At 68.3% G+C, this 12,355-nt stretch carries 13 protein-coding genes; 7 read left to right on the plus strand and 6 right to left on the minus strand.

What is annotated here, in order from left to right; all coding sequences use genetic code 11:
- Positions 1-2 precede the first annotated feature (2 nt).
- From phyK to AC07XS_RS05875, 3 genes are all read left to right on the plus strand, one after another.
- Positions 3-1,775, plus strand: a complete 1,773-nt coding sequence (gene phyK / locus AC07XS_RS05865) for a sensor histidine kinase PhyK (RefSeq protein ID WP_321208007.1) — start codon at positions 3-5, stop codon at positions 1,773-1,775.
- A gap of 83 nt (positions 1,776-1,858) precedes the next feature.
- Positions 1,859-1,996, plus strand: a complete 138-nt coding sequence (locus tag AC07XS_RS05870; RefSeq protein WP_017505506.1) for an entericidin A/B family lipoprotein — start codon at positions 1,859-1,861, stop codon at positions 1,994-1,996.
- Between the two features lie 103 nt (positions 1,997-2,099).
- Positions 2,100-3,554 carry an NAD-dependent succinate-semialdehyde dehydrogenase gene (locus AC07XS_RS05875; RefSeq protein ID WP_182714016.1) on the plus strand — a complete coding sequence of 485 codons (1,455 nt, stop codon included), beginning with the start codon at positions 2,100-2,102 and terminating at the stop codon, positions 3,552-3,554.
- A gap of 3 nt (positions 3,555-3,557) precedes the next feature.
- Here AC07XS_RS05875 and AC07XS_RS05880 read toward each other — a convergent pair whose 3' ends face one another.
- The 3 genes from AC07XS_RS05880 to AC07XS_RS05890 are packed head-to-tail and all read right to left on the minus strand — an operon-like array spanning position 3,558 to position 4,717.
- A complete protein-coding gene (locus tag AC07XS_RS05880; RefSeq protein WP_054764059.1) occupies positions 3,558-3,938 on the minus strand; it encodes a helix-turn-helix domain-containing protein in 381 nt (126 codons plus the stop codon).
- On the minus strand, positions 3,913-4,206 hold the full coding sequence (locus AC07XS_RS05885) for a BrnT family toxin (RefSeq protein ID WP_054764060.1): 294 nt from the start codon (positions 4,204-4,206) through the stop codon (positions 3,913-3,915). The genes AC07XS_RS05880 and AC07XS_RS05885 overlap by 26 nt, the downstream gene beginning before the upstream one ends.
- A 34-nt stretch (positions 4,207-4,240) precedes the next feature.
- Complete coding sequence (locus tag AC07XS_RS05890; protein WP_054764061.1) at positions 4,241-4,717, minus strand: Lrp/AsnC family transcriptional regulator; 477 nt, start codon at positions 4,715-4,717, stop codon at positions 4,241-4,243.
- A 144-nt stretch (positions 4,718-4,861) separates the two neighbouring features.
- On the opposite strand from AC07XS_RS05890, the gene ald reads away from it, so the two are divergent.
- From ald to AC07XS_RS05905, 3 genes are all read left to right on the plus strand, one after another.
- Positions 4,862-5,980: an alanine dehydrogenase gene (gene ald / locus AC07XS_RS05895; RefSeq protein WP_182714015.1), complete on the plus strand. Its 1,119-nt coding sequence runs from the start codon at positions 4,862-4,864 to the stop codon at positions 5,978-5,980.
- A 196-nt stretch (positions 5,981-6,176) separates the two neighbouring features.
- Positions 6,177-7,223, plus strand: coding sequence for a GTPase ObgE (obgE, locus tag AC07XS_RS05900; protein WP_054764064.1), 1,047 nt, complete (start codon positions 6,177-6,179; stop codon positions 7,221-7,223).
- Between the two features lie 146 nt (positions 7,224-7,369).
- On the plus strand, positions 7,370-8,287 hold the full coding sequence (locus AC07XS_RS05905) for a hypothetical protein (RefSeq protein ID WP_182714014.1): 918 nt from the start codon (positions 7,370-7,372) through the stop codon (positions 8,285-8,287).
- Positions 8,288-8,314: 27 nt separating this feature from the next.
- Here the strand turns inward: AC07XS_RS05905 and AC07XS_RS05910 are convergent, their stop codons facing one another.
- Entirely contained in the window at positions 8,315-9,475 is a 1,161-nt protein-coding gene (locus tag AC07XS_RS05910; RefSeq protein WP_182714013.1) for a kynureninase/PvdN C-terminal domain-containing protein, read from the minus strand.
- 37 nt (positions 9,476-9,512) lie between these two features.
- Entirely contained in the window at positions 9,513-11,171 is a 1,659-nt protein-coding gene (locus AC07XS_RS05915; protein ID WP_182714012.1) for a GNAT family N-acetyltransferase, read from the minus strand.
- 155 nt (positions 11,172-11,326) lie between these two features.
- Between AC07XS_RS05915 and AC07XS_RS05920 the strand changes: the two genes are divergently transcribed.
- Positions 11,327-11,881, plus strand: a complete 555-nt coding sequence (locus tag AC07XS_RS05920; protein ID WP_182714011.1) for a hypothetical protein — start codon at positions 11,327-11,329, stop codon at positions 11,879-11,881.
- A 144-nt stretch (positions 11,882-12,025) separates the two neighbouring features.
- Here the strand turns inward: AC07XS_RS05920 and AC07XS_RS05925 are convergent, their stop codons facing one another.
- Positions 12,026-12,268, minus strand: a complete 243-nt coding sequence (locus tag AC07XS_RS05925) for a GlsB/YeaQ/YmgE family stress response membrane protein (RefSeq protein ID WP_007442559.1) — start codon at positions 12,266-12,268, stop codon at positions 12,026-12,028.
- Positions 12,269-12,355 lie beyond the last annotated feature (87 nt).

The raw sequence follows: 12,355 nt of genomic DNA on the forward strand, positions 1-12,355 counted from the left end.
CGGTGAACCAGGCCGCCCAATCCGACGCCCCCGCGCCGAGGCCTCGCCTGGGACGACGCTGGAATTCGGCCCGGTTCCAAGGCATTCGCTTCCGGCTGGGCACGGCCATGGCCTTGGCCCTGCTGCCCATCCTGATCCTGATCGTCATCCAGACCCAGGCGGACTTCCGCCGGCAGGCGGATGATCGCCGCACCGATCTGCAACTCGCCGCCGAACGCAGCGCCGGCAGCGCCAAGGCGCGGCTGGACAGCGCCCAGGTTCTGCTGCGCGCGCTCAGCCCCGACGCCCTGGGCCCCTATTGCGCGCCTCGCCTGACCGCCCTGGTCGATCGGCTGGAGGGTTATGAGGGCCTTTATCGCCTGAGCCCGACGGGCGAGGCGGTCTGTTCCTCCGGACGTCCCGAGGGATTGCGGTCGGGCGTGACGCCGGCGGCGGGCTCGACCTGGTTCCAACGGCTTCGCCGCGGCGAGGATCTGGTGGTGGTTCGCGCCCCCGTCTACGCCGGCTATCCCGCCGCCCTGATCGTCGCCATCCGGGCCGAACGGCCGATGGGCCGGTTCGACGGCGCCATGGCGGCCGTCATCCCCCTGTCGGCGCTTCAGCCGGACACTCGCGATCCGGCCCTGCCCGACCAGTCCGAAGCGGCCCTGACGGACGCCGCAGGGCGAGTGCTGCTCGCCAGCGACCCCGCCGCCTTCCGCCTGTCGGACGGGGGGGACGTCACCGGCTGGGTGGAGCGGGCGCGAGACCAGGGCTCGGCCGTCTTTGCGGGCAAGGACAGCCAGGGCCAGCGCCGCGACTACGCCGGAGCGGTTCTGGCCGGGGGCGATCTCTACGCCCTGCTCTCGGCGCCGGCGCCGGGGCTATTGTCCTGGGCGCGGCTCAATCCGATCGGCACCCTGCTGCTGCCCCTGGGCGCCTGGCTGACGGCCTTCGCCGCCGTCATGCTGTTGTCCGAGCGGATCTTCATCCGTTGGCTGGACTATCTGGAACGGATCGCCGCCCTCTATGCGCGCGGTCGCTTTTCGGTGCGGCCGCTCCAGGCCATGAACGCCCCGTCGGAAATCCGCGTCATGGCCCGGACCCTGGACGAAATGGCCGAGGCCATCACCCAGCGCGACCGGGAGCTGAACGCCTCCCTGGCGGAGAAGGATGCGCTGATGCGCGAAATCCACCACAGGGTGAAGAACAATCTGCAGATCATCTCCTCGCTTCTGTCGATGCAGCAGCGGGCCCTGACCGACGCCCCGGCCAAGGCGGCGCTGGGCGACACGCGCCAGCGGATTTCGGCCCTGGCCCTGATCTATCGCACCCTGTACCAGAGCGAGGACATCCGCCACGCCGACGCCCGCGACTTCCTGAACGAGCTGGTGGGCCAGCTCATCGCCGGCGAGGCGGTGCGCGGCCATGTGGTGGTCAGTTCGGTGGACGCCGATTCCCTCTATGTCGATCCTGACAAGCTGGCGCCCCTGGCCCTGTGGCTGGTCGAGGCCGTCAACAATGCGCAGAAGCACGCCTTCGCCGGTCGCGGCGGCGCGCTGAAGGTCCGCTTCCGGGTCTATGGCGAGACGTCCATTCTGGAAGTCGAGGACGACGGTCCGGGGGGCTCCGCCGCCGCCGAGGCTGGCGTGGGTCAGACCCTGATGGGCGCCTTCGCCAAACAGCTGCGGGGCGAGACCGAGTTCGTGGAGGCGCCGGGCGGCGGCTCCATCGCCCGCATGACCTTCGCCACGCCCGAAGCCCTGTCGCCCGCCGACCCGGCCGACAAGGCCTGAAGCCGGAGGGAACCGCCGCCGTGGCGTCGCGTTCCTAGGGCAAGACCGACAGAACCCCATGTCGGCTGAACCGGAGCCTTCTCATGCGTAAGATCTTTGTCCTGGTCGCCGCCGCCGCCGCCCTGACCACCGCCGCCTGCAACACCGTCGAAGGCGTGGGCCGCGACACCCAGGCCGCCGGCCAAGCCGTGACCGGCGCCGCCCAAGACGCCAAGAACTAAGCCGCCGCCGCCTCGCCTTCCCGACAGGCGAGCCGCATCGGACTTGCAAGGCCCCGCTTCGTCGGGGCCTTGTTCGTTTCGGGACAGCCTCAGGAGATTGATCGTGAACCAGACCGCCAAGAACGCCGGCCTCGCCCTGATGCGCCAGCACGCCCTGATCGCCGGCGAGCCGATCCCGGCGAACGGGTCAGGCATTGCGGTGGACGACCCCGCGACCGGCGAGGTGATCGGCCATGTCCCCGAGCTGGGCGCCGCAGAGACGGACGCCGCGATCCAGGCTGCCGCCGAGGCCTTTCCCGACTGGTCGCGCGGCGATCCGCACAGGCGTGCGGCCTTTCTGCGCCAGTGGGCCGCCTTGATTGATCAGAACCTCGAAGGCCTGGGCGCCCTGATGGCCTTAGAGAACGGCAAGCCGTTCGAGGAGGCCAAGGGCGAAGTGACCTACGCCAACGGCTTCATCAAATGGTTCGCCGGCGAGGCCGAGCGGCTGATCGGCGAGACCCAGGACAGCCCGCTGGGCCATCTGCTGCTGACCTATCGCGAGGCGGTGGGGCCCTGCGCCCTGATCACCCCGTGGAACTTCCCGGCGGCCATGCTGACGCGCAAACTGGGACCGGCCTTTGCAGCGGGATGCACCGCCGTGGTCAAGCCAGCCAGCCAGACCCCGTTCACGGCCATCGCCCTGGCCGAGCTCGCCTATCAGGCCGGCCTGCCGGTCGGCGCCCTGTCGATCGTGACGGGCGAGGCGAGCGTGATCGGCAAGGTGCTGACGGACAGCCCCCTGATCCGCAAACTGTCCTTCACCGGCTCGACCGGCGTGGGCCGCAAGCTGGCCGAACAGTGCGCCCCGACCTTGAAACGGGTGTCGATGGAACTGGGCGGGGCCGCCCCCCTAATCGTCTTCGCCGACGCCGATCTGGACCTGGCCGTCGCCGAGACCATCAAGGGCAAGTTCAGGAACTCGGGCCAGACCTGCGTCTGCCCCAACCGGGTCTATGTCGAGCGGTCCGTCGCCGAGGCTTATGCCGAGAAGCTGGCGGCCGAGGTGGCGAAGATCAAGGTGGGCGCAGCCTTCGAAGAGGGGGTCAAGGTCGGTCCCCTGATCGAGGACAAGGCGATCGAGAAGGTCGAGAAACATGTGACGGCGGTGAGGGCCGACGGCGGGCGGGTTCTGACCGGCGGATCGCGTCATGAGTTGGGCGGCCGCTTCTTCCAGCCGACCGTGACCCTGGGCGGCGACGACGCCCTGTTCCGCGAGGAAGAGACGTTCGGTCCGATGATCCCGGTCTTCGCCTTCGACACCGAGACCGAGGCGCTGGACAAGGCCAACGCCAGCGAATTCGGCCTTGCCTCCTATCTGTTCACCCGCGACCTGGATCGGGCCATGCGGTTCAGCCGCCGCATCGAGGCCGGCATGTGCGGGGTCAACACCGGCCTGATCTCCACCGCCGTCGCCCCGTTCGGCGGGGTCAAACAGTCCGGCTACGGCCGCGAGGGCTCGATCCACGGCATAGACGAATATGTGGATGTGAAGACCGTGACCCTGGCGCTGAGATAGAGGTCAAGCCGCGTCGAAGGTCGTTTCCACCTCGGCGACCGTCCGAGCGATCCTCTGGGGTTCTTGATCGATCATCCGCAGAAACGCCAAGAGCGGCAAATCCGGCGATGACCGCGCCTGCTCCCAATCCCGCAGACGCGCCAGGCCGATCCGATAGGTGGCGGCGAACTGAGGCTGGCTCAGGCCGAGCCCCTCTCTGACCCGGCGCACCTCGCGCGCCACCGCCATCCGCATCAGGCGATCTGAATCCACCGGCGGGTTGTCCGCGTCGGAGACGGCGCCGACGGCTAGGACCTCATCCGACCGCCGGCCTGCGTCACGCAGCGCGCCTTCGTCCAGCGCGGGCGTCTGTCCCCGATTACGGGTGAAGGAAACTTGCTTCATAGGCCTTTCTTTCATGGGCGGTCGCCGCTCGGGCGGAGATGATGCGGATCACGGCCTCTTCAGGTTCGGCGTAGACCACGACCAGCACCGTTTCTCCGACACGGCCGATGCACAGGCTCCTGTATTCGCCGTTGGAGAACTGATCGAAGTCCTCGAGCCTCCAGGGATCATCGAACACATAGGTCGCATCCTCGAAACGGACGCCGTGTTTGACGAAGTTGGATCGAGCCTTCCCGTCATCCCACTGGAAATGTAGTTCGTCCTCCACTCTTGCATCATACGGGTTTTCCGCACGGCCGCAACTAAATGGGCAGAACCCCGCGCTTGACCACCGATCGCATGGCCACGCTGGACGAGACCCGGTGGACGCCGGGCAGGCGCGTCAGGGTCTTGGCGTGGACCCGTTCCAGATCATCGACGTCGCGCACCACCAGACGCAGCAGATAGTCGGCGCCGCCGGTCATCAGATAGCATTCCATCACCTCGGGCGCGGCGGCGACTGCCTGTTCGAAGGCGCTCAGCGCCGCCTCGGACTGGGACGACAGGGTGACGGTGACGAAGACGCTGATGGGCAGGCCCACGGCCCGTTCGCTGATCACGGCCGCATAATGATCGACCACGCCGGCCGCTTCCAGCGCTCGCAGCCGGCGCAGGCAGGCGCTTTCGGACAGGGCCACCTGACGGGCCAAGTCGGCGTTGGTCATGCGGCCGTCCTGCTGAAGCAGACGGAGCATCTTCCTGTCGGTTCCGTCAAGTTCGACGGCGGAAACGGTCTTCACGGGCCAACCTCTTCGCAGAAAATTCGCATGTACGGCGATCAGGCCCTGAAATGAACAGGATTCTGCGTTCGGCTCGGCGCTATATGTGCCGTCTGCGATCCGCCCAGGAGAGGCGGAAGTTTGAACCCATCACGGAGAGGCCCCATGCGAGTCGGCGTTCCCAGCGAGATCAAGAAGAACGAACACCGGGTCGGCCTGACGCCGACGGCGGTGCGCGAATATGTGGCCCACGGCCATTCGGTGTCGGTCCAGACCGGCGCCGGCCTGGGCGCCGGCTTCACCGATGCGGATTACGAGAAGGCCGGCGCGACCCTGGTCCCCGATGCGGCGACCGTCTTTGCGAACAACGACATGATCGTGAAGGTCAAGGAGCCGCAGAAGGTCGAGTGGGAGATGCTGCGCGAGGACCAGATCCTCTACACCTATCTGCACCTGGCGCCGGACCCGGAGCAGACCAAGGGCCTCCTGGCCTCAAAATGCGCCGCCATCGCCTATGAGACCGTGACCGATGCGCGCGGCGGCCTGCCGCTGCTGGCGCCCATGTCCGAAGTCGCCGGTCGGATCGCCGTCTTCTCGGCGGCCGAGACCCTGTTGAAGCACAACGGCGGCATGGGTCTGCTGTTCTGCGGCGTGCCGGGCGTGGCCCCGGCCCGTGTGCTGGTGCTGGGCGGCGGCGTGGTCGGTCTGAACGCGGCGCGGATGGCCATGGGCCTGGGCGCCGAGGTGGTGGTTCTGGAACGGTCGATCCCGCGCATGGCCTATATCGACGAGGTCACCAACGGCCGCGTCATCACCCGCTATTCTTCCATCGGCGCGATCGAGGAGGAGCTGGTCAAGGCCGATGTGGTGATCGGCGCCGTTCTGGTGCCCGGCGCCTCGGCGCCGAAACTGGTCAAACGCGAGCACCTGAAGACGATGAAGCCCGGCTCGGTCCTGATCGACGTGGCCATCGACCAGGGCGGCTGTTTCGAGACCTCGCACGCGACGACCCACGAAGACCCGACCTATGTGATCGACGGCGTGGTCCACTATTGCGTCGCCAACATGCCGGGCGCCGCGCCCCGCACCAGCTCCGAAGCCCTGAACAACGCCACCCTGCCCTTCGGCCTGGCCCTGGCGGATCACGGTCTGGAGGCGCTGAAAAAGGACCCGCACCTGGCGCGCGGCCTGAACGTTCTGAAGGGCGAGATCACCTATCCGGCGGTCGCCCAGGCTCTGGGCATGGACTGGAGCGATCCGTTCGGCGTCTGGGCCAAGGGTTGATCCGAGACCTTCCCCCGCTTGCGGGGGAAGTGTCAGGTCGTGGCGCGAAGCGACACGCATGACGATGGGGGGAGTGTCGCGATACTCCCCTCTCCGACCCTTGATCGCTGCGCGATCGACGGGCCATCTCTCCCGCAAGCGGGAGAGGGACTGTTGGCGCCTGTGATTCGCCGTCGTCTTTTGGCATAAGCCCGCGATGAAGTTCCTCGACCAGGCCAAGATCTATATCCGCTCCGGCAACGGCGGCGCGGGCTCCGTGTCGTTCCGACGCGAGAAATTCATTCCCAACGGCGGCCCGGACGGCGGCGACGGCGGCAAGGGCGGCGACGTCTGGATCGAGGCGGTCGAGGGGCTGAACACCCTGATCGACTATCGCTACCAGCAGCATTTCAAGGCCCAGACCGGCCACCACGGCCAGGGCCGCCAGATGCACGGCGGCAAGGGCGAGGACGTGGTCCTGAAGGTGCCGGTCGGCACCCAGGTGCTGGACGAAGACAAGGAGACGGTGCTGCTGGACATGGATACGCCCGGCAAGGTCGAGCTGCTGCTGAAGGGGGGCAATGGCGGCTGGGGCAATGTCCGCTTCAAGGGACCGACCAACCAGGCGCCCGCCTACGCCAACCCCGGCCAGGAGGGCCAGGAGCGTTGGGTCTGGCTGAGGCTGAAACTGATCGCCGACATCGGCCTGGCGGGCCTGCCCAACGCGGGCAAGTCCACCTTCCTTTCGGCGGCCAGCGCGGCCAAGCCCAAGATCGCCGACTATCCCTTCACCACCCTGGCGCCTAATCTGGGCATGGTGGACCTGTCGCCGACCGAACGGTTCGTCATCGCCGACATCCCCGGCCTGATCGAGGGCGCCAGCGAAGGCGCGGGCCTGGGCACCCGCTTCCTGGGCCATGTCGAACGCTCGGCCAGCCTGATCCATCTGATCGACGGCACACAGGAGGACGTGGTCCACGCCTATCACATCATCCGGGGCGAACTTGAAGCCTATGGCGAAGGGCTGGCGGACAAGGCCGAGATCCTGGCCTTGAACAAGATCGACGCCCTGACGCCCGAAGAGCGCGAGGAAAAGGCGGCGGCCCTGGAGGCGGTCGCGGGCCGTCGGCCCATGCTGGTGTCGGGCGTGTCCGGCGAGGGCGTGCCCGCCCTGCTGCGCGCCGCCTGGGCCGAGGTGAAGAAGACCCGGGGCGCCCTGGCCGGGGACAGCGAGGCGGATCAGGTCTCGGGCTGGCAGCCCTGATTGACGGCGGCCGCGCGCCCGACAGATGTGGCGCGCGCACGTCACCCTGAGATTTCGGCGATCTGGGTCTGCGTGAATGAAGCGGACAACGGTTTTCAATGCTATGCGTTAACCGTGCCAACGGTGAAGCTGGAGCACCCCGCCTGATGCGTCGTTTCTTGATATGGTCGGTTCTGGCCGCCCTGGTCGGTCTGGTTTTGGCCGGGACGGGCTATTGGGCCTATTGGAACTTCTATTCGCGCTTCCAGCCCGTCACCATCACGCGCAATCAGGCCCAGATTCAGCAGCTGCTGGACGAGGCTTCCTGGGTCTCGGGCGGCGGTGGGGGCGAACCCCTCTATGTCATCGGCTATCGCGACAGCGCCTCGACCCAGCGTTACGTCCGCGAAGAGATCGACAAGCTGAAGGCGGCCGGGGTGGAGCCCCGCATCATCCTGTTCGCCCGGACCGACCGGGAAGGCGCAGCCCAGTCCACGGCGGCCGAACGGGCCACCGTCGCCGAACTGTGGCTGACCCGCGACTGGTCGCTGTACCAGCGCTGGATCCAGACACCCGCGCGAGAATGGACGGCGGCCGGCATTCCGGCGGCCGACGGCAATCTGGCCCGCGCCGCCGTGGTCGAGGCCAGTCGTCAGTTCGACGCCCGCCTGACCGAACTGCTGAAGGACGCAGGCGTGCAGATCACCTATCCGCTGGTGCTGTGGCGGGATCGGGACGGATTCCTGAAGGCCTGCGGCTGCGCCGACAGCCGCGCCTGGCCGTTCATCCGCGACGACCTGAACGCGCCGGATCGGGTCGGGACGGCCACGCCCGATGCGGACGCCGCCTCGGCGCCTTACGGCGGTGAAACGCCCGCTCCGGGCTCCGATCCCTCCGCCCTGCCCTATCCAAACCTGCCGGCCATTCCGCCGGCGAACGCCGCGCCCGGCGCCGCTCCACAGGCTCCAGGCGCGGCGACGCCGGGCGCCCAGGGCACGGCCCCCAATGGGCAGGCCACAAACCGAACGCCGCCGCCCCGCGCCGCGCCGACGCCCAAGACCCAGGACGACAGCACCTTTTTCTGATCGGGCTCCCGCCCCTTCACGCCGCCTTCACACCGCCCGGCAGGCCGCGATCAGCCGATCCACGTCCGCGGCGTCCTGATAAAGGCCGAAGCCGAAGCGGATCACGTCGTCGCGGACGTCCGTCACCACCCCCGCCGCCAGCAGGGTCGCGCGCCACGCCTGGGCGTTGGGATGACGCAGGGCCAGGAACCGGGCGCGCGTCCCGTCGCCGACGACGGGGTTCAAAATCTCGGCCTCGCCGAAAACACCCGCCTCGCCCGCACCGACCGCCGCCTGGAACTGCAATGCCAGCGCCCGGCCGTGTTCGGCGACATCCTCCGTCGTCAGCCCCGCCTGGCTCAGCATCCCGCGGGCGGCGTTGAACCGGTACAGGGCCGAACTGTCGAAGGTGGCCCCCCAGAAGCGGCCGCCGTCCGAGCGATACTGAACCCCGCCGGGCGGCCCCGACAGATCCCCGAACTCGGCGAACCAGCCGGTGATGACGGGCCTGGCGCCGAAACCGTCCGGCGCATGCAGGAAACAGGCGCCCTCGCCCGCCATGGCGTACTTATAGCCGCCGGCGACATAGAAGACCCGGTCCGCAACGCCCGACAGGTCGGTCGGCGTGGCCATGAAGCCGTGATAGCCGTCGATCAGCACCCAGGGCCCCTCTGGCCGGGCCAGCGCCGCCAGAGCCTCGATCCGGTCGAACAGCCCCCCGGTGCGGAAGAAGACATGGCTGACGACGATCCAGTCGTAGCCGCCGCCCTGGGCCGCCGCGACGAACCGCTCTGCAAAGGTCTCGAACGGGGCCAGGGCCACGCGGGTGACGACGGCCTGGCCCGCCTCCTCCCACCGGTCGGCCTGGCGACGGAACGAGTGGAACTCTCCGTCCGTCGACAGAATCCGCACGGGCCGGCGCTCGATCGCCGAAAAGACCCGCAGCAGCAGATCGTGCGTGTTGGGGGCGAAGACCAGGCTGTTCGGGTCGGGAAGCCCCAGTTCGGCCGCGACCTCCGCCTGGGCCCGGGGAATGACCTCGCCGAAGATCAGATCCCATTTGCGATCGGCGTGCAGATTGGCGTCGAGCCAGGCCTGCTGCTGCGCCTCGAATGAGGCGTCAGGCCACAGATGGTGGCTGTGGGCGGCGAAATGCAGGCGCTCAGGCGCCAGGGACAGGGCGCGTGAAAAGAGGGCTTTGAACGACATGGGCGCACCATGACGGCTTCGACCGCGAACGTCGAGATCAGCGCGCCCGCCGGAGCCCCAACATCCCCAGCCAGCCGCCGCTGGTCAGCAGGGCCACGTCCAGCAGGGCCAGGGGCAGGGGCGTGGGGACCGGCGCGGCGATGAAACGGGCCTTCCATTCGGGGCCAAACTTGCCCTTGTAGCTGCGCAGACCCTGGAAGCCGTAAAGGGCGCCGCCCTCTTCGAACACCAGGGCGCCCACGCGGGCGAAGACAGGGGCGATGCGGCGATCCTCCAGCCCCGCCAGGGGCGCCATGCCCAGGTCGAACTCGGCGATCCCCTCGGACTTGGCCCATTGGACGCAGCGGGTGAACAGATAGTCCATGACCCCGTGCGGGGCGTCGGGCGTATAGCGCATCAGATCCACCGCCGCCTCGCCCGGCGTGACCAGAAGATTGGCGAAGGCCACGATCCGGTCGCCCTCGCGCATCACCGCCAGCGGCGTCAGGTCCAGATAGTCGATGTCGAACCGGCCCAGGGAGAAGGCCTTTTCGGCCCCGTTGTGCATGGCCAGCCAGGCGTCCGAAATGGCGCGCAGTTCGGCCTCCAGAGGCCGGGCTGACCCGGGCGGCAGGACTTCGAACCGCGCCCCTTCCCGCTCGGCCCGGTTCAGGGCCGTGCGGAGGTTCTGCTTGCCCTTGCCCTCGGTGGTGAAGGTTTCCGTGCGGATCACCGCCGTCTCCCCGACCTTGCGAAGGGCCAGGCCCATGGTCGCCAGTTCGCCCAATATGTCGTCGCCGACGGAATAGAAGACCGCCGAACCGCCGTAGCTGTCGGCCATTTCGGCGAAGGCCCAGAGCAGCTCCTGCCGCTCCGCCATCAGGCCGGCGGGTTCGCCCATGGCGATCCAGCGCCGCCCGCGCACGCGATAGGCCAGGAAGCTGCGGCCCGACGGGCTGAACAGCAGGGCCTTGTCGCCCAGCATGGCCAGCCAGGCTTCCGGGGCGGCGGCGTCGGCCGTCTCCAGCGCCTGACGCGCGCGTTCGATCTCCTCGCGCGACGCCGGGCCGTGGCTGTCGGCGCCGGGCGAACTGAGCAGAGACCGGCCTGCGACCAACAGGGTCAGCAGGGACAGGACCAGACCGGCCCGCAGGAAGCCGGAAGCCTGGCGATCGACCAGGAAACGCCACCACAGTTCGTCCGAATAGGCCACGTCCCGATAGGCGAAAAACCCCAACCACAGCATGGAGATCACCACGGCGATCAACAGCAGCAGCCAGCCCGGCCGCAGAGGCTCGCTGAGACGCGAACGCCGGTTGAAGGCCGAGCGGCACGGCGCCAGCAGGACAGCCACGAGGATCAGATCGATCGATTCCCGCCAGTCCAGCCCCTTCAGCAGAGAAAAGACCGCCCCCGCCGCCAGGGCCGCCATCGCCGCCCAATAGGCGCCGCGCCTGCGCCGCCACAGGCCCGCCGACAGCAACAGCAGGATAAAGCCGGCGATGCTGGCCATGAAATGCGACAGGTCGATCAGTATGGGCGAGACGACGCCCGTCAGGAGCCGTAACCGCTCGTCGAACTCGGGCGTCACCGCCGAGATCAGCATCAGCGCCCCCGCGCCGAAGGCGAGGACGGCGAAAACCTGGGGCGTCAGCTCATAGGCCAGCCCCAGCAGCCGCCGCACGAGCCGAGGCCCATAGATGTTCTTCTGGCTCACAGAGCCCCCCGATTCGCCTTTTCCGCCCCATCATAGACCAAGACTCGTCCAACCGGGGCGGGTCCAAGGTCATTTAGAGGCGCGTGAAACAATCCGTAACATGGCGGGTTTGGTCGATGCGGGCGCCGGGCCCGCTTGTACGAGGGTATAGTCCCATGAACATCAAGACCGCTTTTCTGACCAGCGCCGCCGCCGCCTTTCTGATCGCCGCGCCGGCCCTGGCCCAAGACGCCGCCTCGACCCCGCCGGCCTCTCAAGACGCCGCGGCCTCAGCTTCGAGCCAACAGAGCCTGCAACTGACGCCGGGCGTTTCGATCCAAGGCCCCGACGGCGAGCTGGGCAAGCTGGAAGGCGTTCAGACCAACGCCTCGGGCGCTCAGGAGCTGACTGTCCGCGGCGCCGATGGCCAGGTTCGCGCCGTGCCGCTGAACGGCATTCGCCAGGAGGGCGAAGCCGTCAAGGTGGATTACACCAAGGCTGAGTTCGACGCCGCCGCCGCCATCGCGGGCGAGGCTTCCGCCACCCCCGACGCCGCGACGCCGCCCGCTGACGACGCCATGACGTCTCCGACGGCGCCTGAGCCGACGACTGCGCCTGACGCGGCGGAACCGACGCCGCCGACCCTGCCCGCCGAGCCGGCGCCGACTGAACCGACGGACCCCGCGACCTCGAGCGATCCGACGACCCCGCCCGCCAGCCCCCAGGGTTGATCGCGGCAAGCCTCTGAAGGCTTGATCCTGGAAGGCGGTCGGCTCAGCCGGCCGCCTTTCCTGTGTCGGTGATCCGAGCCGGACAAAAAGAAGGGGCGGTTCCTGCGAACCGCCCCTTCGTCTTATATTGCCTTAAGTCGGGGGTCAGGCGCGACGCTTGACCAGGCCCAACAGGAACAGAAGGATCACGGCGCCGATGGTGGCGACGATGGTCGAACCGATCCAGCCGCCCCAGCTGATGCCCAGGGCGCCGGCGATGAAGCCGCCGATCAGGGCGCCGATGACGCCGACGATCAGATTGGTGATCAGGCCGTGGTTACGACCCATGATCTGTTCCGCGAGCCAGCCCGCGACGATCCCGATGATGATCCAGGCGATAATGCCCATGAGTTTGGTCCCTTCCTTCAAAAGCCAAGCTGCCGACTAAATGCGTCCGCCCCGATCGGGTTGCGCAACCCCGTCCCGATTCCCGGA

Source organism: Brevundimonas sp. GW456-12-10-14-LB3, assembly GCF_059424365.1.